Source organism: Streptomyces sp. CNH189 (assembly GCF_000527195.1).
In genome coordinates, this window is sequence record NZ_AZUS01000007.1 from 126,757 (window position 1) to 148,624 (window position 21,868).

Genomic DNA, 21,868 nt, shown 5'->3' on the forward strand with positions numbered 1-21,868 from the left:
CCGGGAGAGCGCCGGCCCCAGCCTATGCCTTGCTGTGCGAGAAGAGTTTCAGCACCGGCACCCCGACCTTGTGGCGGGCCCGGGACGCCCAGTCGCGGTGGAAGAACTCCTCCACGTAGTGCGGGTCGGTCAGGACGATCACCTCGTCGGCGCCGACCTCCTGGACCAGCCCCCGCAGCGCGTCCAGCGGGTGGTTCTCGACCAGGTGGCCCTCGGCGGTGTCGCCGGTCGTGCGCAGCGCCTGGACGGACACCGCCAGCGCCCGCTCCCCCATGGACCGGGCCTCGTCGCCCTCGGGGGTCTCGCCCTCGCGCACGGCCTCGTCGAGCTCGCCGAGCGCGACGTCGTCGATGGCTCTCAGCAGCCGGTCGGCCTGTTCGCCGCGTGGCTGGAGCAGGACGTGGAAGGAGACCGGCTCGTCGCCGTGCAGGGTGGTGACGAACTCCACGTCGGCGGACGTCAGGGCCTTCTCGATCATCAGTACGCTTGTGAACAACAGGCGCCCCTTACTCCTCGGAGGGCCCTCGGGCCCTCGCTGCTCCGTGGGCCGAGCCAGGCCCCCCGGAGATCATCCTTCCCCGTGCGGGCGCGAGTACGGCCGGGAATCAGTCTTGCCCGTCACCGCGCGGGACGGGCGGGTCGTTCCGCCGATCGCCGGACCGGCGGAAACCGGGTTCTCCTCCTTCCGGCGGGCGCGCCCCGGCCGGGCCGGTCAGGCCCGGCGGTAGCGCGTGAACAGGAAACCGTCCTCTTCCAACATCGACGACAGCGCGAAACGCCGCGGAAGTGTCACTGTCGGTCCACCGGTGATCCGCTGGGCGTCACCGGCGGTGAGCATCGGCGAGACGGTCAGGCACAGCTCGTCCAGCACGCCGGCGGCGACCATCTGCCCCAGCAGCCGGGGACCGCCCTCGGTCAGCAGCCGGGTGTGGCCCAGCTCGGCGAGCGCCCGCACGGCCCGCTCCGGGTCGACCGCCGCGCCCTCCCCGGCGACGACCACCCGGGCGCCGGCCTTCTCGGCGGCGGCGACGCGCCCCGGGTCGGCGCCGGCGCCGGTGAGGACGAGGGTCGGTACCAGCGCGGAGGTGAACAGGGGCAGCGAGAAGTCGAGGTCCAGGCTCGCCGTGACCACCGCGATCACCGGCGCCGGCGTCTGTCCCGCGGCCTCCCGGGCGGCGGCGAACTCGGCGCGGGCGCGGGCCGGGCGGTAGCCCTCCTGCCGTACCGTCTCCGCGCCGACCACGACCACGTCCGCCAGGGCCCGCAGCACGCCGAAGATCCGCATGTCGGCCGGGCAGGAGATGGGCTGCGAACGGCCCTCGTGCTGGGCGGCGCCGTCGAGGGTGGACACCATGTTGCCGCGCAGCCACGGCACGCGGCCCCCCGGGCCGGGCCCGGGGTAGGCGTACGCGGCGGCCAGCTCGGCCAGGCTCCACTCCCGGCCGGCCGCCCCGCCGGTGGTTGCCGCCTCGTCGGTGGCTGCCGTCTCGTCGGTCACGTCGGTCACGGGGAACAGGCGTCGCATGTCAGGCAGTCTTCCACGCCCCGTACGATGGGGGACCGTGTCGTCCTCCGCAGCCTCCCGTCCCGGTCCCATAGCCGACGTGACCCCGCTCTCGCTGTCCGCACGCGAGCCGCACGTCCCGGCGGACCGGCTCGTCGCCGAGATGGTGCCGCCGCCGCGGTTCGACGCCGTCCGCTTCGACACCTACATCCCCGACCCGAACCAGCCGAGCCAGACCGAGGCCGTGCGCGTCCTCGAGGGCTTCGCGGCGGGTCTCGACGGGAAACCGGGCGGGGACTCGGGCCGGCGCCGGCTGTTCGGCTTCGGCAAGGCGGCGAAGAAGGCCCCGTCCGGGCCGCGCGGGGTCTACCTCGACGGCGGCTACGGCGTCGGCAAGACGCACCTGCTGGCCTCCCTGTGGCACGCCACCCCGGCCGAGCCGGCGCTCAAGGCGTTCGGCACGTTCGTGGAGCTGACCAACCTGGTGGGCGCGCTCGGCTTCCAGCAGACCGTGAAGACCCTCTCCGGGCACCGGCTGCTGTGCATCGACGAGTTCGAACTGGACGACCCGGGCGACACCGTGCTGGTGTCCACCCTGCTGGGCAAGCTGGTCGAGGCGGGCGTCGCGCTCGCCGCGACCTCCAACACCCTGCCGGGCAAGCTGGGCGAGGGCCGGTTCGCGGCGGCGGACTTCCTCCGCGAGATCCAGGGCCTGTCGGCGCACTTCCGCGCGCTGCGGATCGACGGCGAGGACTACCGGCACCGGGGTCTGCCGGACGCGCCGCCGCCGTACGCCGACGACGTGGTGACCCGGGTCGCGCACGCCACCGAGGGCGCGTCGCTGGACGCCTTCCCCGAGCTCCTCGACCACCTCGCGCGGGTCCACCCGAGCCGCTACGGCGCCCTCACCGACGGCATCGGCGCGGTGTGCCTCACCGGGGTGCGTCCGGTGCCGGACCAGTCGACGGCGCTGCGGCTCGTGGTCCTCGCGGACCGGCTGTACGACCGTGAGGTGCCGGTGCTGGCGTCGGGGCTGCCGTTCGACCAGTTGTTCAGCGAGGAGATGCTGAAGGGCGGCTACCGCAAGAAGTACTTCCGTGCCATCTCCCGGCTCACCGCGCTGGCCAGGGACGCCAAGCGGCTCGCCGACACCGCCTGACCCACGCGCCGACCGCCCGGCGCACGCACGTTCGACGCTCGGCCGGGCCATCGGTGATCACGGGAGCGTTCGCGCCATCCCACCCGCCCTTTTCGGGCTCTCTCCGGCGTGGCTCACCGATGTGACCCTGCAAACGGCCACGCAGGGTTACGGTGTTTCTTGACCAACCGTTGACCAAGCGTGTACCTGCGGCACGGGGTGCGAACCACCTTTACAGGTACGCGTGTTGCGAGGTCGGGCGACCGGCGGGCACACCCCCGGCCCTTGCCGTCGCTTTACCTCCGCCGTCCGTTCCGCGGCTCCTGCGGCCTTTGCATCCGCGCACACGGTGCGTCAAGCGCGGGCCATGGATCAGCGGACCGGTCCTCGTCATGCCCGTCCGACGCGTCCCCACACGCGCCAGGAGGAACAGATGCACCGCCCTTTCGCCGGCCGCCCCCGTACGCCCGGCCGACACCCTGACCCGACGGCCCGCCGCACCGGGGGCCGGTCCTCCGGCGCCGTACTCCCCTCCGCGCGGTCCTCCGCACTCTCCTGCGCCCACCCTTCCGCAGTCTCCTCCGCGCCCCCTCCCGCCTTCCGCTCCGCCGACGTCGAGCGCGCCGCCTCCACCGGCCCGCGCCGGACCCGGTGAGGGCGCGCGTGCTCCGCTTACCCCATCTGCGGCAGGACGTCGCCGCCTCGCTCGTGGTCTTCCTCGTCGCCCTCCCGCTGTGCGTCGGCGTCGCCGTCGCCTCCGGGGTCCCCGCCGAACTGGGCCTGATCACCGGCATCGTGGGCGGCCTGGTCACCGGCCTGCTGCCGGGCAGCAGCCTCCAGGTGTCCGGTCCGGCCGCCGGACTCACCGTGCTGGTCTACGAGGCGGTGGACACCTACGGACTGCCCGCGCTCGGCGTGATCGTGCTCGCCGCGGGCCTGCTGCAACTGGTCATGGGTGCCCTGCGGCTCGGGCGCTGGTTCCGGGCCATCTCGTTGTCGGTGATCGAGGGCATGCTGGCCGGCATCGGCCTGGTGCTGATCGCCGGACAGCTCTACGCGGCCGCCGGGCTGGAGGCGCCCGCCGGCGGCGTCGACAAGCTCCTCGGACTGCCCGGTGCCGCCGCGGACGTGCTCGCCGGCCGGGAGGCGCTCGCCTCGCTGGCCGTCGGCGCGGGCACGGTCGTGGTGATGGTGCTGTGGCGGCGGCTGCCGGGACCGGCCGGGGCCGTGCCGGGGGCACTCGCCGCGGTACTGCTGGCGACGGCGGTCACGGCGGCGTTCGGCGTGCCGGCCGCCACGGTCGAGGTGCAGGGGCTGTTCGACGCCGTCCAGCCGCCCGGGGGAAGCGCCTTCGGGGCGCTCGCGGACGTGGGGATGTTCGGCACGGTCGTGGCCTTCACCCTCATCGCCTCCGCCGAGAGCCTGTTCAGCGCGGCCGCGGTGGACCGGCTGCACAGCGGTCCGCGCACCCGGTACAACAAGGAGCTGATGGCGCAGGGCGCGGGCAACACGGTGTGCGGGCTGCTCGGCGCGCTGCCGATGACCGCGGTCATCGTGCGCAGCTCGGCCAACGTCCAGGCGGGCGCGAGGACCAAGGCGTCCCGGGTGCTGCACGGGGTGTGGCTGCTGCTGTTCGCGGCGCTGCTGCCGTCGGCCCTCGCACTGATCCCGCTGCCCGCGCTGGCCGGCATCCTGATCCACGCGGGCTGGAAGCTGATCCCGTTCCGGGGGCTGGTCACGCTGTGGCGGGGGCAGCGGGGCGAGGCGCTGATCCTGGTGGTCACGGCCGTGTCGATCGTCGTGGTGAACATGTTCGAGGGCGTGCTGATCGGCCTCGCGCTGTCGGTGGTGAAGACCGCGTGGGAGTCCTCGAAGATCAAGCTGGACGTCATGGACAAGGGGGCGGGCCCGGTCCAGGTCCACCTCTCGGGCAACGCGACGTTCCTGCGGCTGCCGAAGATCCTCGACACCCTGGAGTCGCTCCCCCAGGACCGCCCGGTCGAACTCGACCTCACCGGTCTGCACCACCTGGACCACGCCTGCAGCACGGCGCTGCACCACTGGGCCGACCGCCACAGCTCCCCCGACACCCCACCGGTACGGCTCACCACGCAGTAACCACCGCCGGCGACCGGAGGAGGACGCCGGAACCGTCCCGGCCGCCGGACGAGGGTGCCGGGTCCGGGACACGAGTGGTTCGCGTGGTTCCCGGGACCGGCACCAGGTGATAGACACGGCTGGGTCACAGTTCCTGTCCGCCAGCAGGAAGGTTTCCCCATGTCAGAAAACGGGTCCCCCCACGGCTCCACGGCAACCCGACGTCAGATGCTCGCCCGTTCCGGTGCCGTGGGTGTCGGAATCGCCTTCACCGGCGCCCTCTCCGAACTGTTCACCGGCACCGCGGCCGCGCAGAACCTCGGCCACTCCGGCTACGGCCCCCTGGTCCCCGACCCCCACGGTCTGCTCGACCTGCCCAGGGGCTTCCGCTACAAGGTGCTCTCCAAGGAGGGCGACCAGCTCCGCTCCGGTGAGGGCCCCGTTCCCTCCAACCACGACGGCATGGCCGCCTTCGCCGGCCGGCAGGGCCGCGTCCACCTGGTCCGCAACCACGAGAACCGGGCGACCGGCAGGGTCCCGGTCCCGGTGATCGACGGCCTGACGTACGACCCGGAGGGCAAGGGCGGCTGTACCGCGCTGACCCTCGACCGGAGCGGCCGGGTGCTCTCCGAGCGGGTCGCGATCGCCGGTACGGCCGTCAACTGCGCGGGCGGCCCCACGCCGTGGCACACCTGGCTGACCTGTGAGGAGACGGAGGACAAGGCCGGCACCAACGGCTACACCAAGGACCACGGGTTCATCTTCGAGGTGGACGGCGCCGACCCGCGCCGTACCGGTGCCGTACCGCTGACCGCGATGGGCCGCTTCCAGCACGAGGCGATCGCGGTCGACCCGAAGCGGGGCGTGGTCTACGAGACGGAGGACGCCTTCGAGCGCCCCTTCGGCCTGTTCTACCGCTTCCTGCCGAAGAAGCCGCTGGGCGGCACGGGCTCGCTCCGCGCGGGCGGCAAGCTGCAGGCGATGCGGGTGCCCGGGGTGCCGGACCTGTCCTCGATCCAGGAGATCGGCGCCCGCTTCGACGACGTCGAGTGGGTCGACGTCCCCGACCCGCTGGCCGTCGAGACGCCCATCCGCTTCCAGGACTTCGGCCCGAAGGGCATCACGCACGCGCAGAAGCTGGAGGGCTGCTACTGGGGCGGCGGCTCCGTCTACTTCGTGTCGTCCTTCGCCCACGCCTCGGAGGGTTCGGCCGCCGACCACTACGGCCAGATCTGGCGCTACGACCCGGACCGGCGGCGTCTCACCCTGGTGATCGTCTTCGGCCCGGACACCGACATCCAGCTGCCCGGCGAGTCCCCGGACAACATCTGCCTCGCGCCCAGCGGCGGTCTGATGGTGTGCGAGGACGGCGGCGGCGCCCAGCACGTCTTCGGCGTGACCCGGCGCGGCGAGGTCTACCCGATGGCCCGCAACCGCCAGAACGTCGGCACCCCCGAGGAACCGGAGTGGGGCGAGTTCGCCGGCGTCACGTTCTCCCCGGACGGGCGGACGATGTACGTCAACTGCTACGACCCGGGCACGACGTTCGCCGTGACCGGGCCGTGGCGCCGGTAGCACCGTCACGGCCGGGGCGGAGGGTGTGACGCCCTCCGCCCCGGTACCGCGGGTGCGCCGTGGCCGGGTGTGACCCGGACGGCTCACACTCGGCCGCCGGTGAAACGCCCGACGTCGGTGAACCCCGGACACCGGGGTACCCGGCCCCGCATGACGGAGAAGCAGCACACGGGTGACTCGTACTGGCTGAGCACCGCACCGGGCGGGGAGCGCCGTCCCGCGCTCGCCGAGGACCTCGACGTCGACGTGGCCGTGATCGGCGGCGGCATCGCCGGCCTGTGCACGGCGTGGGAACTGACCCGGGCCGGCCGGAGCGTCGCCGTCCTGGAGGCCGGGCAGGTGGCGGCGGGCGTCACCGGGCACACCACCGCCAAGATCACCGCGCTGCACTCGCTGGTCTACGACAAGCTGCGCCGCACCCGCGGCGGCGAGGGGGCACGGCTCTACGCCCGCTCGCAGTCGGAGGCGATCGAGCGGACCGCCGAGGTGGTGGCGGAGCTGGGCGTCGACTGCGACTGGGAGCGCCGCAGCGCGTACACCTACGTCCGGGACGAGAACCGGGTGGACGAGCTGCGCGCGGAGGCGAGGGCCGCGCGGGAGGCGGGGCTGGCCGCGTCGTTCGTGACGGAGACCGGGCTGCCGTTCCCGGTGGCGGGCGCGGTGACGGTGACGGACCAGGCACAGTTCCATCCGCGCACGTACCTGCTCGCGCTCGCGGACGACATCGTGGCGCACGGCGGGCACGTGTACGAGGACACCACCGTGCTCGGCCTGGAGGAGGGCACGCCCTGCCGTCTGTCGACGTCGACCGGGGCCTCCGTGACGGCCCGGGACGTCGTGGTCGCCACCCATTACCCGCTTTTCGACCGCGCGCTGCTGTTCACCCGCCTCTCCCCGCGCCGCGAACTGGTCGTCGCCGGTCCCGTCCCGGCCGGGCTGGACCCGGACGGGATGTACATCACCCCCGACGAGAACACCCGCTCGGTGCGCACCGCCCCCTACGGCGACGACGGCTCCCGCCGGCTGCTGGTGGTGACCGGCGAGCACTTCACCCCGGGCACCGGTGACACGCGGGCCCGCTTCGACCGGCTCGCGGACTGGGCCAGGGGGCACTTCCCCGGCGTGGAGCTCACCCACTTCTGGGCCACCCAGGACAACGACCCCACCGACACCGTGCCGATGGTCGGGCCGCTGCACCCGGGCGCCGACCACACGTACGTCGCCACCGGCTTCGGCGGCTGGGGGATGAGCGGCGGCATGATGGCGGGCCGGCTGCTCACCACGCAGATCACCGGCGGGGAGTGTGCCTGGAGCGGGTTGTACGACCCGCGGCGCCTGGCCTCCGCGGTCCGTGAGGCGCCCGCCTTCCTCAAGCACCAGGCGCAGGTGGCCAAGCACTTCGTCGGCGACCGGCTGCGTCCGTCGCCGCCGGTGGAGGCGCTGCCGCCCGGGGAGGGCGCGGTGGTGCGCACGGAGGGCGGCCGGCTGGCGGTCTACCGCGACGACGACGGCGCCCTGCACGCCGTGTCCGCCCGCTGCACCCACATGGGCTGTCTGGTCGACTTCAACGCGGCGGAACGCGCCTGGGAGTGCCCCTGCCACGGCTCCCGTTTCGACACGGACGGCAAGGTCGTCCAGGGCCCGGCGACGCGGCCGCTGGAGCGCCGGGACATCTGAGCGGGGCGTGACGGCGGGGGGTGACGGCGAGGGGTGACGGCGAGGGGTGACGGCGGGGCGGCCCCTTTGCCAGGGGCCGCGCCCCCGCCGGTCGGGTGAGCGCGCCGTTCCCTCCGCACGCGCAGCGACGATCACCGCCGGGGGCCGTCCTACTGTCATACGGTGATCACACTTTCACGTCGTGTTATCGCCGTCTGTGCCCTCGCCGCCGCCCTGGCCGCCTGCGGCACCACCGCCGGGCCCGCCGCGCGCCCTCCCGCCCCCGCGCCCTCCCCCGCCGCCCCGTCGGCGCCCCCGACGCTCGCCGCGGGGCCCGCGGGCGTCACCCCGGTCTTCGAGCACGGCCCTCGGGACGGCGGGAAGACCGTCGCCCTCACCTTCGACGCCGACATGACCGCCGACCAGGGCCCGAGGGCCGCGGCCGGCGAGCACTTCGACCACCCGCGGCTGATCGGGACGCTGCGCGCACTGAAGGTGCCGGCCACCGTGTTCATGACGGGCCGGTGGGCCGAGGAGTACCCGGACCAGGCCCGCTCCATCGGCCGGGACCCGCTGTTCGAGGTCGCCAACCATTCGTACAGCCACTACGCCTTCACCGCCGACTGCTACGGCCTGCCCACGGTCACGCGGGAGCGGATGCGGGCGGACGTGGAGCGGGCGTACGAGGCGTTCCGGACCGTGGGCGTGCCCGACCCGATGCCGTACTTCCGCTTCCCGGGCGGCTGTTACGACCGGCGGGCGCTCAAGGCGCTCACCCCGGCCGGGGTCACCGCCGTGCAGTGGGACGTCGTCGGCGGGGACGCCTTCGCCACGGACCCGCAAGCGGTGGCGCGGCAGGTGCTGGACGGGGTGCGCCCCGGCTCGGTGGTCGTCCTGCACTGCACGCGCAGCGCGGCCCCGACCACGGAGGAGGCGGTACGGACGGTCGTCCCGGAGCTGCGCCGCCAGGGCTACCGCTTCGTCAAGGTCTCGGAGCTGATCGGCGCGGCGAACGGCCGCGGCTGAGCGTCCTACGCTGGAGGTATGAGCGACAACGGCACCGACCGCGACTACTGCCTCGTCCGGACGGAGACGCCCCCGAAGGCGGACGGCCCGCCGTACGCGGCGTGCGTGCTCTGCCAGGAGCCGACGGAGTACCCGGAGTCCTACAAGGGCATCACCCTGTGCCCCACCTGCGAATGGCGCGAAGCGGAACGCACGGCCTGCTCCGGCTGACGGACAGCCTCGGGTCCTACGAGGCGCGCGGCGCGGTCAGCCGCGTCGGAGACGCGCCGCGCGTACCTCCGAGGGCGCGCACAACCACCGCACGACGGTACTGGTCACGACGAGGTAGTGGACGCCGACCCGGCCGTTCTCCTTGTCGACGGGTGGCGGTGCGCCGTCGCGCCAGAACCAGCGCACATAGCGGCCGCGCACATGAGCCCCGGCCACGAGCAGGACCGGTGAGGCGAGCACGGCCGTCAAGGCCACACCCACCCTGGCAGCCGTCACCTTGGCGGTCGCATCGATGCGCATGGCCTCATGCCTTCCCAGCGAGCAGCCGGCCCAGCCCGCCCGCACCCCTTCGGACCGTCCCTCTCCCTCAACTGCCGAAGACGGCGGTACACCGCGTGCCGGTCCGCGCCGCGCAGGGTGACCAGGCGGGACGAGGGTCACATCCGGCGCAGCGACTGCGCGCTCCGGCCGGCCGTCCGGGGTCACCGGTCGCGTTCGCTACTTCCGCCTCGGTTCGTCGCGCGCCTGCTGGAACGCCTCGGAGACCGTCTCCACCGCGCCGGACAGCAGCCCCTTGGCCACTCCCTTGGAGCCCGATTCACGCATCTTGTCCGGAAGTTCGGTCAGCCCGGTGGGCTTGCGCGGCCCCGACTCCAGGTCCAGCCGGTTGCACGCCTCGGCAAAGCGCAAGTAGGTGTCGACGCTGGCCACCACGATGCGAACGTCGATCTTGAGTATCTCGATACCGACCAGTGACACCCGTATGAACGCGTCGATCACCAGCCCTCGGTCCAGGATCAGCTCCAGCACGTCGTAGAGACCGCTGGAACCTCCCCCGCCACGCTGCGGCACCACCTGGGTCATCGCTCATCAGCCCCTTCCCTCCACCCTGGTGCCCGCTCGGCGCCCCTTGATGTCCGACCGAGCCGTCCGTCGTGGCCGGCGCCGGGCTTGGCACACTGGGCGGGTGAACGACGACCGGACGACGCCCGCCCCCGACAGCCCCTTCCGCCCCGACCCGGGCTCGCGTGACGAGGCCCCCCAGTTCGTGCTGCCCCTGGTGGTCCGTATCGAGCGCGGCTCGCCGCCGGCCCGCACGGACGCCCTGGAGACGGCCGCCCGCGCGGTCCTGGTGATGCTGACCGACGAGCGGTCGGTGGGCGACGGCGAGTGGGCCCAGGCGGTGCGCGACTGGCAGGACGCCCGAATCCGCAAGGTGGTGCGCCGGGCGCGCGGCGCGGAGTGGCGGCGCGCCGAGGCGCTCCCCGGGATCACCGTCACCGGCAAGTCGGCCGAGGTGCGCGTCTTCCCGCCGGTGCCGCTGGACGGCTGGCCGAAGGATCTGGCCCGGCTCCAGGTCTCCGGCACCGACCTCGACGACCCGGATCCGGTACCCCCGGCCGACCCCGGCGTCCCCACGCTCTGGCTGAATCCCGCTCTGGAGATGTCGGCCGGCAAGGCCATGGCCCAGGCCGGTCACGGTGCCCAACTGGCCTGGTGGGAGCTGCCGGACGCGGCTCGCCAGACCTGGCGCGCGGCCGGGTTCCCGCTCGCCGTGCGCACCGCCGACCCGGCCGGCTGGCCGGCGCTGACCGGCGGGGGCCTGCCCACGGTGCGCGACGCCGGCTTCACGGAGATCGCCCCGGGGTCGTGCACCGTGGTCGCGGACCACCCGGCGCTGCGCTGACTCCGAGACCGAGCACCCGGCACCGCGAGTGGCTCCGGCACCGCCCGGCACCGCGCCGGCTCCGGCACCGCCCGGCACCGCGCCGGCTCCGGCACCTCCCGGTCCCGTCCGCCCGGCCGCGTCCGCCCGGCCCGCCGGCCGGGTCCCCCGGATGGGTGTGAGGCCGTGCGGCGGCGGTGGGGCCGCCGGAGGCTGAGCGCATGCCGACACGACGTACGACAGCCACCGCTGCCCTGCTGTCCGGTGCCGTCCTGCTCTCCGCCGCCCTGGCCGCCTGCGGCCCGGCGGGCGAGGGCGGCGCGGGAGGCGGAGGCGACGAGGAGGACGACCGCGGACGGATATGGGCGCAGTCCCTCGACTGGAAGGACTGCCCCGCCCCGTCCCCCCTGCAGGGCGGCGGAGAGGCGCCCGGGCCGTTGCCGGACGGCACCCGCTGGCAGTGCGCCACCGCGCGGGCGCCGCTGGACTGGGACAGACCCGACGGCGCGACGACCGAACTCGCCCTGATCCGGGCGGCGTCCCGCGCAAACGCCGCCGACCGCATCGGCTCGCTGCTGTTCAACTTCGGCGGGCCGGGCGAGTCCGGGGTGGCCACGCTGCCCGCCCTCGCCCCCGACTACGAGCAACTCCGGTCCCGTTACGACCTGGTGAGCTTCGACCCGCGCGGGGTCGGCGCCAGCGACGGGGTCACCTGCCTGGACGCCGAGGCGGCACAGGCGATGGCCGAACAGGACGACACCCCCGACGACGGCGAGGCCGAGGTGGCCGCCGTGCTGCGGACGCGGCAGCAGTACGCGGCGGCCTGCGCCCAGGAGTCGGGCCGGATGCTGCCGCACGTGGGTACCGAGGACGCCGCCCGCGACATGGACCTGCTGCGCCACCTCCTCGGCGACGACGAGCTGCACTACTTCGGCATCTCCTACGGAACCGAACTCGGCGGCGTGTACGCCCACTTGTTCCCCCGCCACGTGGGCCGCGCCGTCCTGGACGGGGTCGTCGACCCCACGCTGAACCAGATGCAGGGCGCCCTGGCGCAGGCCGCCGGATTCCAGCTCGCCTTCGACCACTTCGCCCAGTGGTGCGTGGACACCGGGTGCGCGCTCGGCGACAGCCCCGAGGAGGTCGCCGACCTCGTCAGGGAACTGGAGGCGGCCCTGGACGACGAACCGCTGACCGTCGACGGGGAGAGGGTGCTCACCGGCTCCCAGCTGATCGACGCCGTCATCCAGGCGCTGTACCTGGAGACCGCCTGGCCCGCCCTGGAGGTGGGCCTGGAACTGCTCGCCTCCGACGAGGGCGCGACCCTGCTCGGTCTCGCGGACGCCCTGAGCGGCCGCCACGCCCGGGGCTACAGCGACCAGCAGGACGCCCGGACCGCCGTCACCTGCGCCGACCGCAGCGACCGCTACACCGTGGACGACGTGCTGGAACAGGCCCCCGCGTTCGAGGAGGCGTCGCCCGTCTTCGGCGACACCATGGTGTGGGGCGCGCTGGAGTGCACCGACTGGCCGGTGCGCGGCAAGGCCGAGCACCCGGACGTCCGGGCGCCGGGCGCGCCGCCGGTGCTGCTCGTCGGCAACACCGGTGACCCCGCCACCCCCTACGAGGGTGCCGCGCGGATGGCCGAGCGGCTCGGCGAGGACGTCGGCGTGGAACTCACCTACGAGGGCGAGGGGCACGGCGCGTACGACTCCGGCAACACCTGTGTGCGTGAGGCCGTGAACGCCTACCTGCTGGAGGGCGCGGTGCCGGCCGCGGGCACCGTATGCGAGCGGGAGCCGATGCCGGGCAAGGGGTGACACCGGTCCGGTACCGGCACTGAGAACGCCGAGCCGGCCCGGCGGGTCCGTCGTGAACGGGCCCGCCGGGCCGGCTTCGTCGTGCCGGGTGCCGGCGCGCCGGGCCGGCTTCGTCGTGCCGGGGGTGCGGGGGCCGGCCTGGCGCTTCCGTCGCGGCGCCGGGGCCGAGCCGGCCTTTCTCCGGCCTTGTCACACCTCTTGCCGTGTCCATGTCGGGCGGTGTACCAATGAGGCGCGCGGAACTTGAATGTTGTTCATGTTTGCCCGCCGGGGGGCCGACCGACCCTGAGGAGCAGCGTATGACCGCGAAACGTCCTCCGTCGCGCAGCCGCCGGACCGTCCTGAAGGCCGGTGCCGTCACCGGCCTCGGGCTGGCGGGCGCGCATCTGGTCGCCCCGGGCGCCGCCGCTGCCGCCGCCGCGGGAGGCGGCGGCTACCTCGTCGGCCGGGGCATCTCCGACGCCACCGGTGAGGTGGCCGAGGTCGGCATGATGGGGTACGGCCGGTTCGACCAGCAGGCCGCGGGTCTGCACACCCGGCTGCGGGCACGGGCGTTCGTGGTGGCCGAGGAGGCGAGCGGCCGGCGTGTGCTGCTGATCGTCGCCGACTCCCCCATGATCTTCGACAGCGTCCACCGGGCGGTGCTGCGGCGGCTGAAGCAGGCGTACGGCGACCTGTACACCGAGCGGAACGTGCTGATCACCGCCACCCACACGCACGCCGGTCCGGGCGGCTACTCCCACCATCTGCTCTACAACACCACGACGTTCGGCTTTCACAAGGCGACCTTCGAGGCGGTGGCGGACGGCCTGTTCGAGGCGGCGCGCAACGCCCACGAGGACCTCGCCCCCTCCGAACTCCTGCTGAGTCACGGCACGTTGACCGGAGCCAGCGTCAACCGCTCGCGGACCGCCTTCGACCGCAATCCGAAGGCCGACCGCGACCACTTCCCCGACGCCGTCGACCCCCTCACCACACTGCTGCGGGTGGAACGGGACGGCCGTACGGTCGGGGCGGTCAACTGGTTCCCCGTGCACGGCACCAGCATGTCCGGCGACAACCGCCTGATCAGCGCCGACAACAAGGGCTACGCGGCCTACCACTGGGAGCGCGAGGTCCACGGGGTGGACTATCTGGCCGACGGCTCCCCGGCGTTCGTGTCGGCGTTCGCCCAGACCAACAGCGGCGACATGTCCCCCAACCTGGACCTGGTGCCGCCGACGACGCCCGCCGACTTCGGGTCGACCCGGGCGAACGGGCTGCGGCAGTACGAGGCGGCCGCGGCCCAGGCGGAGGGGCCGGGCGTGCGGCTGGCGGGCCCGGTCGACTCCCGGCTGGTGTACATCGATCTCTCGGACGTCACCGTGCGCCCGGAGTTCACCGGTGACGGGCGGACCCACCGGACGTCCAAGCCGTGCGTCGGCGCGGCCATGGCGGCGGGGAGCCTGGAGGACGGGCCGGCCTTCCCCGGGTTCGACGAGGGCGAGAACCCGTTCTGGGACGCGATCTCCAACTCCCTGATCTACACGGTGTCCCCGGAGCTGAAGCAGGCGCAGGCACCGAAGGACGTCTTCGTGCCGATCGGGGAGATGAACCGGATCTATCCGTGGGTGCAGGAGCGGGTACCGGTGATGCTGGTGCGCATCGGCGGCCTGTACCTGATCGGCGTCCCCGGCGAGGTCACCGTGTGCGCGGGTCTGCGGCTGCGGCGCACGGTCGCCGGGATCGTCGGCGCCGACCTCGACGACGTCCTGGTCGCCGGGTACAGCAACGCGTACTTCCACTACGTGACCACGCCCGAGGAGTACGACGCCCAGCAGTACGAGGGCGGCAGCACCCTCTTCGGCCGCTGGCAGCTCCCGGCGCTCCAGCAGACCGCGGCAGAGCTGGCGGTCTCCCTGCGCGACGGCACGAGCCTGCCGCTCGGCCCCGAGCCGCCGGACCTGACCGGCAAGGCGCTCTCGCTCCAGCCCGGGGTGGTCCTGGACGCGCCGCCACTGTTCCGGAAGTTCGGTGACGTGCTGGTGCGTCCGCGGGAGACCTACCGTCCGGGTGAGCGCGTCGAGGTGGTCTTCGCGGGCGCCCACCCCGGCAACGACCTGCACCGCGGTGACACCTACCTGCGGATCGAGCGCCGGGACTCCGGCGGCGCCTGGCGCACCGTCGCCGACGACGGCGACTGGACGACCCGCTTCCACTGGGCCCGCGACGGCATCGCCGCGTCCAAGGTCACGATCACCTGGGACGTCCCCCAGGGGACCCCCTCGGGCACCTACCGGGTCGTCTACCACGGCGACGCGAAGAGCCTGGGCGGGAAGGTCTCGTCGATCACGGGTGTGTCGACGGCCTTCCAGGTGCGCTAGATCTGCGGCTGACGGTCGCGTGACGACCCGGATCCCCAGCCGTCGCAGCCACCTGGACATTCCGAGCGGGTGTCACCGGGAAACGGCGGCAGCCGCGCGGGGCTTGTCGTCGGGCCGGTCGCGAAGGGTCAGCCGCCTGGCGACCGGAGGGAGTTCCAGGAATCCCAGGGTCAGCAACAGTGCGGCTGTCACGCTCAGTACCCCGCCTACGACGTCCGGGGGGTAGTGCACCCCCAGATACATCCGGGCAAGCGCCACCCCGGCCGTCAGCAGTACCCCGAGGACCGCCGCCAGCGCTCGCGCCCGCCCACGCACCACGAGGACCAGGGCCAGCGCAAGGGCCGCGGCGATCGTCGTGTGCCCGCTGGGGAAGCTCTGCGCGTTGTCCGGAAGCTCGACCCACAACCGGGCCGGCGGCCGGTGCTCGGCCACGGTCACCTTCGCCACGAGCGTCAGAGTCAGCGCGCCGACAAAGGTGAGCAGCACCCGCACAGCGTCCCGCCGCCGGTGCAACATCCACAACAGCAGGGGAAGCAGCAGTGCCGACGCCACCCCGACCGAGGTCTGCGACACGTCCGTTGCCGCTTTCGCCAGCCAGGTCAATGCGCTGGTGCGCCGTTCGGCGAGTTCCTCGTCGAAGGCTGTGTCCCACCGTGTCAGCACGGCTGTTTTCGCCACCGCCCCCAGCCCGAACAGCGCCACCAGTACGGCCAAGCCGCCGGCCAGTTTCCTCGCGCCCGAGAACACGTCACGTCCTTCCGTCGGGCGACGTGTGCTCGCCGCCGCATGTCGGTGAATGAGCGGCCGGAGTGAAACGGGCGAATCCGTTCACTGCCGGCGAGCACTGCGCCCGTCGACACCCGACAGGCCCCGGACGGCGATCAGGGTCTCCTCATGGACTGCCAGGGAGACCCGGCCGCGCAACACTGCCTCGGGTTCGCGCTCGAAGCGGTCGAGGAGCCTGCGGTAGATGCCCGCCATGGCAGCCACGCACGCCCCACTGCGCCTGTCGAGCATGGGCAGGAGACGAAGCCCTTCTTCGTACAGGGCCCGTGCCCGGTCGGCTTCGAAGCGGACCAGCCCCGCGAAGTCGGCATCGTGGGGCAGTGCGGGAGCGCGGAAACCCTCTCCGCATCCGAACTTCCGCATGTCCTCGGCAGGCAGATAGGTGCGTCCCACGGCCGCGTCTTCACGTACGTCCCGGAGGATGTTCGTGAGCTGAAGCGCGAGTCCCAGGGTGTCGGCGTATTCGACCGCGCGTTCCGTGCCGGGCGCGCCGGGAACGGTTCCGAACACACCGAGTGAGAGACGTCCGACGACTCCCGCGACGCGTCGACAGTAGAGCAAAGTCTCGGCGTCCTCGCTGCGATGAGGGCCCGCGGGGAGACGGCCGGCGAGGCGGGGAACCTCAAATGTTCCTCTGAAGGCGGCCGGAGGACGGTTCGGGCGCGGAGCCCGGGGTCATATCCCCGGCACGCCCGTGCGGGCGGAACCGGGGGCCGGGCGGTACGCCGGGTGAAGGAGGGGACGGGGATGACGGGGATGACGGTGCGACTGGGTACGGGGATCGGCTGGCGGCCGGAGATCGCGGACGCGGTCGAGGCGATGCCGGGGATCGACTGGGTCGAGGCCGTGGCCGAGAACGTCTGCCCCGGGCACCTGCCGGAGTCGCTGCTGCGGCTGCGCGGGCGCGGGGTGACCGTCGTACCGCACGGCGTCTCGCTGGGCCTCGGCGGCGGGGACCGGCCGGACGAGCAGCGGCTGACCGCTCTCGCCGAGCGGGCCACTGCGCTGGGGTCGCCCCTGGTCACCGAGCACATCGCGTTCGTGCGGGCGGGCGGGCCGCTGACCGCCTCCCCCGGGATCGAGGCCGGGCACCTGCTGCCGGTGCCGCGCACCCGTGACGCCCTGGACGTGCTCTGCGAGAACGTCCGCATCGCGCAGGACGCGCTGCCGGTGCCACTCGCCGTGGAGAACATCGCCGCGCTGTTCTCCTGGCCCGGCGAGGAGATGACGGAGGGCCAGTTCCTGTACGAGCTGGCCGACCGCACCGGCGTACGGCTGCTCATCGACGTCGCCAACCTGCACACCAACCACGTCAACCGCGGCGAGGACCCGGCCGAGGCGCTCTCCGAACTGCCCCTGGAGGCCATCGCGTACGTCCATGTCGCGGGCGGCTTCGAACGGGACGGCGTGTGGCACGACAGCCACGCCCACCCGGTGCCGCGGCCGGTGCTCGACATCCTCACCGACCTCGCCTCCCGCGTCTCGCCCCCGGGGGTGCTACTGGAACGGGACGAGAACTTCCCGGCGCCAAAGGAGCTGAAGGGCGAACTGGACGCGATCGGGCGGGCAATGGAGGCGGGGGCCCGCGAGCGGCGGGAGACCGCGGCCCCGGAGTACGCGCCGACGCGGGCCGCGGTCGCCGTCGAGGACGGGACCGCGCCGGCCCGGGAGCGGCTGGCGCTCGCGCAGACCGCGGTGCTGTCCGCGCTGACCGCGGGGACGCCGGTGCCCGAGGGGTTCGACCGGGTGCGAATGGGGGTGCAGGCACGGGCGCTGGCCGCCAAGCGGGCCGATGTCGTCGCCAAGGTGGCGCCCGAACTCCCGGTGATCCTCGGCGACGGCTACCGGGGGGCCTTCCTCGCGTACGCGCAGACGCGGCCGATGACCGGCGGGTACCGGCGCGACGCGCTGGACTTCGCCGGGGAACTGCTGCTGACCGGGCGACCCGGGGACGCCCGGGCGCGGCGCGAGCTGCGCGAATGGTGGCTCGACCGCTCAGGCCCGAGGCCCCGCTCGCACCGCCCGGTCGTCCGCCTGGCCCGCGCGACCCGCCGCGCCCTGCTCAGGCGCTGACGCCGGCCCGCACCGGGTGTCCGCCGGTGGACTCCCGGGCGAATCCGCGTCACTCGGGCGAGTCCGCGTCACCGGACGGCACGCGCCACGGCTTCGACCTCGCAGTGCGCGATCCTGTCGGTGTACCGGGTCTTGGCGGGCACCCGGTACGTGAACGTGTCCTTCGCGAGGACGTCCACCTGATCGCCGGTGTTCAGCAGAGGGAAGCCGTACGCGTCGGTGAAGTGGACCTTCACCTCCAGCACGGCGTCCCGTGCGTTGGGGTTCCTGATCTCCACGGTCGCGTACGGGTCCTCCATGTCCGCGCAGCGCACGAGGACGGCGGTGCCGTCCTTCAAGGGCGGGGCGGGGCTGACGGAGACGGACACCGTGGGTGTGGGCGTGGGCGTGGGCGTTGGGTGCGCACTGGCGCCGTTCTCACCGGCGACCCTCACGGAGTCGCCGGAGTCACCGCCTGACGAGCAGCCGGCCGCCAACAGCACGGCTGCCGCCGCCACACCCCAGCTCGATCGGCGTCGCCGACTTCCTCCGACCCGCATCCTGCCGTCCCCTCCCCTTGATGATCGTCAGCAGGATGTCATGGGACGGCTCCGCGGAACGTCACATACCCGCAACACCGTGTCCGCATGGTGAACAAGGCATGGTGCTCTCGCGACCGTGTCCCTTACAAACAATCCATGTTCTGGGTTCCTCTCCTGCTCCTGGCCTGGGCGATCGCCGCGATCTCCGGTCTGCGGCTGTGTCTCGCCGCGGCGCGTGACGCGGCGGCCGGTGACGGTGCGGGAGGGCGGCGCGGCCTGACGCTGTACGAGGCGGCGTTCCTGTCCGGCGGACCCGCCCGGGTCGCCGACGTCACGCTCGTCGCGATGGCGCGCCAGCGGCGGCTGCTGCTGGCCCACACCGGCTGGGCCACCGTCGTCGATCCGCGCGGGCGGGACGACGTGGAGCGGTCGGTGATCGGGGCGATCGGGCCGGAGGGGCAGTCGCCCATAGCGCCGGTGCGGAAGGCGGCGGCGGCCACGGAGGCCGTGCGCGCGCTGGCGGACCGGCTGGTCCGCGCCGGGCTGGCGGTACCCGAGGGCGCCGAGCGGAGCGTCGGGGAGGCGGTCCGCCGGCTGCGGCTCACGGCGCCAGCCGTGGCCGGGCTCGGGGCCGTCGCGCTGCTCATGCCGGTTCCGTCGGAGATGCCGCGTCAGCTGGTCGCCCTGTGGTTCGCACTCCCTCTGGTGTTCACGCTGGGCTGTCTGGCCGTGGCGCGGTTCGAGGCGCACCCCGCCTCGCGCTGGGCCTCCCCCGCCGGACAGCGGCTGCTGGACTCCGCGCGCCGGGCGGCTGCCGGTGACACCGACGACGACCGCGCCTACCTCACCTCCGTCGCGGTGCGCGGGGTGCACGCGGTGGGCGAACCGCAGGTGCGGGAGGCGTTCGCCCACCGGGAGCCCCGCCCGGGGTGGTGACCTGGGCCGAGCGATCCGCGGCCGACACCCGGTGAGTGGTCCTTGCCCGCACCCCTGCCGCCCGAAAACATCCCTTTTGCCGACGCGGCGCACCGGCGCGCAGCGCACCGAAGGGATCACCGATGAGAACCGCCGCCGTCCTCCTGGCCGCAGGGGCCGCAGGGTCCTTGCTCCTCACCCCCCTGGCCGCGGCCCCGGCCGGCGCCCGGACCCCCGCCGGTGAGGCGCGCGGCACCGCCGTCGCCGCCGCGCGCGCCGCCGAGGCGGGCATCGACTTCGGCCCGTGCGCCGAGGAGCAGGGCCTGCCGCCCACCGTGGAGTGCGGCACCTTGCGCGTCCCGCTCGACTACGCCCGCCCGGACGGCGAGCAGATCCGGCTCACCGTCAGCCGGTCCCGGGCCACCGGGACGGACCCCGTGACCGGGCGCACGGTGCCCCGGCAGGGATCCCTGGTGCACAACCCGGGCGGGCCCGGCGCCGACGGGATGTACTTCCCGATGCTCGGCCACGTCCCCGGGTGGAAGCGTCTCGCGGGGGCCTACGACCTGGTCGGCTACGCCCCGCGTGGGGTGGGCCGTTCCGCGCCGCTGTCGTGCACCGACCCGAGCACCTTCCACCAGGGTCCCGCGCCCGCGCCCGCGCATCCCTCGGCGGAGGTCAAGCGCGACCGCTCGGCCCGCGCCGCCGCCTACGCGCGCGGCTGCGCCGAGCGGACCGGCGACGCCCTGCGCCACTACACCTCGCTCGCCAACGCCCGGGACCTGGACGTGCTGCGCGCCGCGCTGGGCGAGACCCGGCTGACGTTCCTCGGGTCGTCGTACGGCACGTACATCGGGGCGCTGTACGCCACGCTGTTCCCCTCGCACGTCCGGCGGATGGTGTTCGACTCGGCGGTGAACCCGGCCCCGGAGCGGATCTGGTACCGCAACAACCTGGCCCAGTCGGCGGCGTTCGAGGACCGCTGGGCCGACTTCCGGGCCTGGGCCGCCGAACACCACGACGTGTACGGGCTGGGCGGCACCGCGCAGCAGGTGCAGGAGAGTTACGACCGGGTGCGGGCCCGGCTGGCGGCGCGGCCGGCGGGCGGGAAGGTCGGCCCGGCGCAGCTGCACACGGCCATGCTGAGGGCCGGCTACTACGACGACTACTGGCCGCAGCGCGCGCACGCCCTGTCGGCGTACCTGAAGGGCGACCCCGGGCCGCTGGTCGAGCAGGCCGAGGAGCATCCGGAGGCGGCGGCGGAGGCGGAGAACACGCGCGCGGTGTACCTCGCCGTGGAGTGCAACGACGCCCCCTGGCCTACGGACTTCGCAGTGTGGGACCGGGACAACACCCGGCTCGCGCGCCGTGCGCCGTTCGAGACCTGGGACAACGTGTGGGCCAATCTGCCCTGCGCCTACTGGCCCGCGCCCCGGCAGCGGCCGCTGGACGTGCGCGCCGGCCGGGGCGCGCTGCCGCCGACACTGATCCTGGCGGCCGAGCGGGACGCGGCCACCCCGTACGACGGCGCCCTGGAACTGCACCGCAGGCTGGCCGGGTCCGCGCTGGTGACGGAGCGGGACGCCGGCAGCCACGGTCTCGCGGGCGGGGCCAACGCCTGCGTCAACGAGCACCTGACGGCGTATCTGCTGGACGGCAGGGTGCCGGGCCGGCGCGCCTCCTGCGCACCGCACCCGGCACCCGCTCCGACCACACCGGCCACGACCGCACCCGCTCCGACGGCGCCCGCGACGCCCGCCCCCGCGGTCTGAGGCCGGGCGGGCGTCAGGCCAGGCCCGCGACCAGGTCCGCGACGTCCTTGCGGCGGCCCGTGTAGAACGGGATCTCCTCGCGGACGTGCATACGGGCCTCGGAGCCGCGCAGGTGGCGCATCAGGTCGACGATGCGGTCCAGTTCGTCGGCCTCGAAGGCGAGGATCCACTCGTAGTCGCCGAGGGAGAACGAGGCGACCGTGTTGGCGCGCACGTCCGGGTAGCCGCGGGCCATCTTGCCGTGGTCCGCGAGCATCCGGCGGCGGTCCTCGTCCGGCAGCAGGTACCAGTCGTAGGAGCGCACGAACGGGTAGACGCTCACGTAGTCGCGGGGCGTCTCGTCGGCGAGGAACGCCGGGATGTGCGAGCGGTTGAACTCGGCGGGGCGGTGCAGCGCCATGTTCGACCAGACCGGCTCGAGCGCGCGGCCCAGCTTGGTGCGGCGGAAGAGGTTGTAGGCCTCCTGGAGCTGGTCGGCGGTCTCGGCGTGCCACCAGATCATGAGGTCGGCGTCCGCACGCAGGCCCGACAGGTCGTAGGTGCCGCGGACGGTGACGTCCTTGGCGGCGAGCTGGTCGAACAGTTCCTGGACCTCGTCGGCGTAGCCGGCGCGGTCCTCCGGGAGGACGTCCTTCAGCTTGAAGACGGACCAGAGGGTGTAGCGGATGACCTCGTTGAGGTCCTTGGCCAGCTTGCCCTTGTTGGGGATCCGGTCGGGCGCGGGGGTGGTGGCGTCGTCACTCATG

Annotated in this window: 20 protein-coding genes; 12 read left to right on the plus strand and 8 right to left on the minus strand. The window is 73.7% G+C overall.

Annotated features, from left to right (window positions below; genetic code table 11):
* Positions 1 to 22: 22 nt before the first annotated feature.
* Both B100_RS0112080 and B100_RS0112085 read right to left on the minus strand, forming a co-directional pair.
* Positions 23 to 496: a hypothetical protein gene (locus B100_RS0112080; RefSeq protein ID WP_024884696.1), complete on the minus strand. Its 474-nt coding sequence runs from the start codon at positions 494 to 496 to the stop codon at positions 23 to 25.
* A 216-nt stretch (positions 497 to 712) separates the two neighbouring features.
* The gene (locus B100_RS0112085; protein ID WP_024884697.1) at positions 713 to 1,525 is read right to left on the minus strand and encodes a pyrimidine reductase family protein; all 813 of its coding nucleotides are present in this window, start codon (positions 1,523 to 1,525) and stop codon (positions 713 to 715) included.
* Here B100_RS0112085 and zapE point away from each other — a divergent pair.
* The 6 genes from zapE to B100_RS0112115 all read left to right on the plus strand — a co-directional run bounded on the left by zapE (position 1,524) and on the right by B100_RS0112115 (position 9,206).
* Positions 1,524 to 2,663 carry a cell division protein ZapE gene (gene zapE, locus B100_RS0112090; protein WP_051489977.1) on the plus strand — a complete coding sequence of 380 codons (1,140 nt, stop codon included), beginning with the start codon at positions 1,524 to 1,526 and terminating at the stop codon, positions 2,661 to 2,663. The genes B100_RS0112085 and zapE overlap by 2 nt on opposite strands.
* 642 nt (positions 2,664 to 3,305) lie before the next feature.
* Positions 3,306 to 4,760, plus strand: coding sequence for a SulP family inorganic anion transporter (locus B100_RS0112095; protein WP_106966989.1), 1,455 nt, complete (start codon positions 3,306 to 3,308; stop codon positions 4,758 to 4,760).
* 159 nt (positions 4,761 to 4,919) lie between these two features.
* Positions 4,920 to 6,314 (plus strand): PhoX family protein, encoded by a 1,395-nt coding sequence (locus B100_RS0112100; protein ID WP_024884700.1) that lies wholly within the window; start codon positions 4,920 to 4,922, stop codon positions 6,312 to 6,314.
* Between the two features lie 150 nt (positions 6,315 to 6,464).
* A complete protein-coding gene (locus B100_RS0112105) occupies positions 6,465 to 7,991 on the plus strand; it encodes an FAD-dependent oxidoreductase (RefSeq protein ID WP_024884701.1) in 1,527 nt (508 codons plus the stop codon).
* A 162-nt stretch (positions 7,992 to 8,153) separates the two neighbouring features.
* Positions 8,154 to 8,996, plus strand: coding sequence for a polysaccharide deacetylase family protein (locus B100_RS0112110; protein ID WP_024884702.1), 843 nt, complete (start codon positions 8,154 to 8,156; stop codon positions 8,994 to 8,996).
* 18 nt (positions 8,997 to 9,014) lie between these two features.
* Positions 9,015 to 9,206 (plus strand): hypothetical protein, encoded by a 192-nt coding sequence (locus B100_RS0112115; RefSeq protein ID WP_024884703.1) that lies wholly within the window; start codon positions 9,015 to 9,017, stop codon positions 9,204 to 9,206.
* A 36-nt stretch (positions 9,207 to 9,242) separates the two neighbouring features.
* On the opposite strand, the gene B100_RS0112120 is transcribed toward B100_RS0112115, so the two are convergent.
* The gene (locus tag B100_RS0112120; RefSeq protein ID WP_024884704.1) at positions 9,243 to 9,506 is read right to left on the minus strand and encodes a hypothetical protein; all 264 of its coding nucleotides are present in this window, start codon (positions 9,504 to 9,506) and stop codon (positions 9,243 to 9,245) included.
* A 198-nt stretch (positions 9,507 to 9,704) separates the two neighbouring features.
* Positions 9,705 to 10,070, minus strand: coding sequence for a gas vesicle structural protein GvpA (locus B100_RS0112125; protein WP_024884705.1), 366 nt, complete (start codon positions 10,068 to 10,070; stop codon positions 9,705 to 9,707).
* A 103-nt stretch (positions 10,071 to 10,173) separates the two neighbouring features.
* Here B100_RS0112125 and B100_RS0112130 point away from each other — a divergent pair, with 103 nt between their 5' ends.
* From B100_RS0112130 to B100_RS0112140, 3 genes are all read left to right on the plus strand, one after another.
* On the plus strand, positions 10,174 to 10,893 hold the full coding sequence (locus B100_RS0112130) for a peptidyl-tRNA hydrolase (protein WP_024884706.1): 720 nt from the start codon (positions 10,174 to 10,176) through the stop codon (positions 10,891 to 10,893).
* Between the two features lie 200 nt (positions 10,894 to 11,093).
* Positions 11,094 to 12,692 (plus strand): alpha/beta hydrolase, encoded by a 1,599-nt coding sequence (locus B100_RS0112135; protein ID WP_024884707.1) that lies wholly within the window; start codon positions 11,094 to 11,096, stop codon positions 12,690 to 12,692.
* Between the two features lie 299 nt (positions 12,693 to 12,991).
* Positions 12,992 to 15,055: a neutral/alkaline ceramidase gene (locus B100_RS0112140; RefSeq protein WP_024884708.1), complete on the plus strand. Its 2,064-nt coding sequence runs from the start codon at positions 12,992 to 12,994 to the stop codon at positions 15,053 to 15,055.
* A gap of 72 nt (positions 15,056 to 15,127) precedes the next feature.
* Here B100_RS0112140 and B100_RS34825 read toward each other — a convergent pair whose 3' ends face one another.
* Both B100_RS34825 and B100_RS0112150 read right to left on the minus strand, forming a co-directional pair.
* The gene (locus B100_RS34825) at positions 15,128 to 15,802 is read right to left on the minus strand and encodes a phosphatase PAP2 family protein (protein WP_024884709.1); all 675 of its coding nucleotides are present in this window, start codon (positions 15,800 to 15,802) and stop codon (positions 15,128 to 15,130) included.
* An 81-nt stretch (positions 15,803 to 15,883) separates the two neighbouring features.
* On the minus strand, positions 15,884 to 16,402 hold the full coding sequence (locus B100_RS0112150) for a squalene/phytoene synthase family protein (protein ID WP_024884710.1): 519 nt from the start codon (positions 16,400 to 16,402) through the stop codon (positions 15,884 to 15,886).
* A gap of 186 nt (positions 16,403 to 16,588) precedes the next feature.
* Between B100_RS0112150 and B100_RS0112155 the strand changes: the two genes are divergently transcribed.
* Entirely contained in the window at positions 16,589 to 17,914 is a 1,326-nt protein-coding gene (locus tag B100_RS0112155; protein ID WP_037722621.1) for an MbnB/TglH/ChrH family RiPP precursor modification enzyme, read from the plus strand.
* A 68-nt stretch (positions 17,915 to 17,982) separates the two neighbouring features.
* Here B100_RS0112155 and B100_RS34830 read toward each other — a convergent pair whose 3' ends face one another.
* On the minus strand, positions 17,983 to 18,282 hold the full coding sequence (locus B100_RS34830) for a hypothetical protein (RefSeq protein ID WP_158686714.1): 300 nt from the start codon (positions 18,280 to 18,282) through the stop codon (positions 17,983 to 17,985).
* Between the two features lie 309 nt (positions 18,283 to 18,591).
* On the opposite strand from B100_RS34830, the gene B100_RS0112165 reads away from it, so the two are divergent.
* On the plus strand, positions 18,592 to 19,371 hold the full coding sequence (locus B100_RS0112165; protein WP_024884713.1) for a TIGR04222 domain-containing membrane protein: 780 nt from the start codon (positions 18,592 to 18,594) through the stop codon (positions 19,369 to 19,371).
* A gap of 122 nt (positions 19,372 to 19,493) precedes the next feature.
* A complete protein-coding gene (locus B100_RS0112170; protein ID WP_024884714.1) occupies positions 19,494 to 21,122 on the plus strand; it encodes an alpha/beta hydrolase in 1,629 nt (542 codons plus the stop codon).
* A gap of 13 nt (positions 21,123 to 21,135) precedes the next feature.
* Here the strand turns inward: B100_RS0112170 and hemQ are convergent, their stop codons facing one another.
* Positions 21,136 to 21,867: a hydrogen peroxide-dependent heme synthase gene (hemQ, locus tag B100_RS0112175; RefSeq protein WP_024884715.1), complete on the minus strand. Its 732-nt coding sequence runs from the start codon at positions 21,865 to 21,867 to the stop codon at positions 21,136 to 21,138.
* Position 21,868 lies beyond the last annotated feature (1 nt).

Coding starts and splice junctions, on each gene's coding strand:
- zapE (WP_051489977.1), top strand. CDS start 1,524: ATGTCAGGCAGTCTTCCACGCCCCGTACGATGGGGGACCGTGTCGTCC.
- B100_RS0112085 (WP_024884697.1), bottom strand. CDS start 1,525: ATGCGACGCCTGTTCCCCGTGACCGACGTGACCGACGAGACGGCAGCC.
- B100_RS0112100 (WP_024884700.1), top strand. CDS start 4,920: ATGTCAGAAAACGGGTCCCCCCACGGCTCCACGGCAACCCGACGTCAG.
- B100_RS0112105 (WP_024884701.1), top strand. CDS start 6,465: ATGACGGAGAAGCAGCACACGGGTGACTCGTACTGGCTGAGCACCGCA.
- B100_RS0112115 (WP_024884703.1), top strand. CDS start 9,015: ATGAGCGACAACGGCACCGACCGCGACTACTGCCTCGTCCGGACGGAG.
- B100_RS0112120 (WP_024884704.1), bottom strand. CDS start 9,506: ATGCGCATCGATGCGACCGCCAAGGTGACGGCTGCCAGGGTGGGTGTG.
- B100_RS0112125 (WP_024884705.1), bottom strand. CDS start 10,070: ATGACCCAGGTGGTGCCGCAGCGTGGCGGGGGAGGTTCCAGCGGTCTC.
- B100_RS0112135 (WP_024884707.1), top strand. CDS start 11,094: ATGCCGACACGACGTACGACAGCCACCGCTGCCCTGCTGTCCGGTGCC.
- B100_RS0112140 (WP_024884708.1), top strand. CDS start 12,992: ATGACCGCGAAACGTCCTCCGTCGCGCAGCCGCCGGACCGTCCTGAAG.
- B100_RS0112155 (WP_037722621.1), top strand. CDS start 16,589: ATGACGGGGATGACGGTGCGACTGGGTACGGGGATCGGCTGGCGGCCG.
- B100_RS0112165 (WP_024884713.1), top strand. CDS start 18,592: ATGTTCTGGGTTCCTCTCCTGCTCCTGGCCTGGGCGATCGCCGCGATC.
- B100_RS0112170 (WP_024884714.1), top strand. CDS start 19,494: ATGAGAACCGCCGCCGTCCTCCTGGCCGCAGGGGCCGCAGGGTCCTTG.
- hemQ (WP_024884715.1), bottom strand. CDS start 21,867: ATGAGTGACGACGCCACCACCCCCGCGCCCGACCGGATCCCCAACAAG.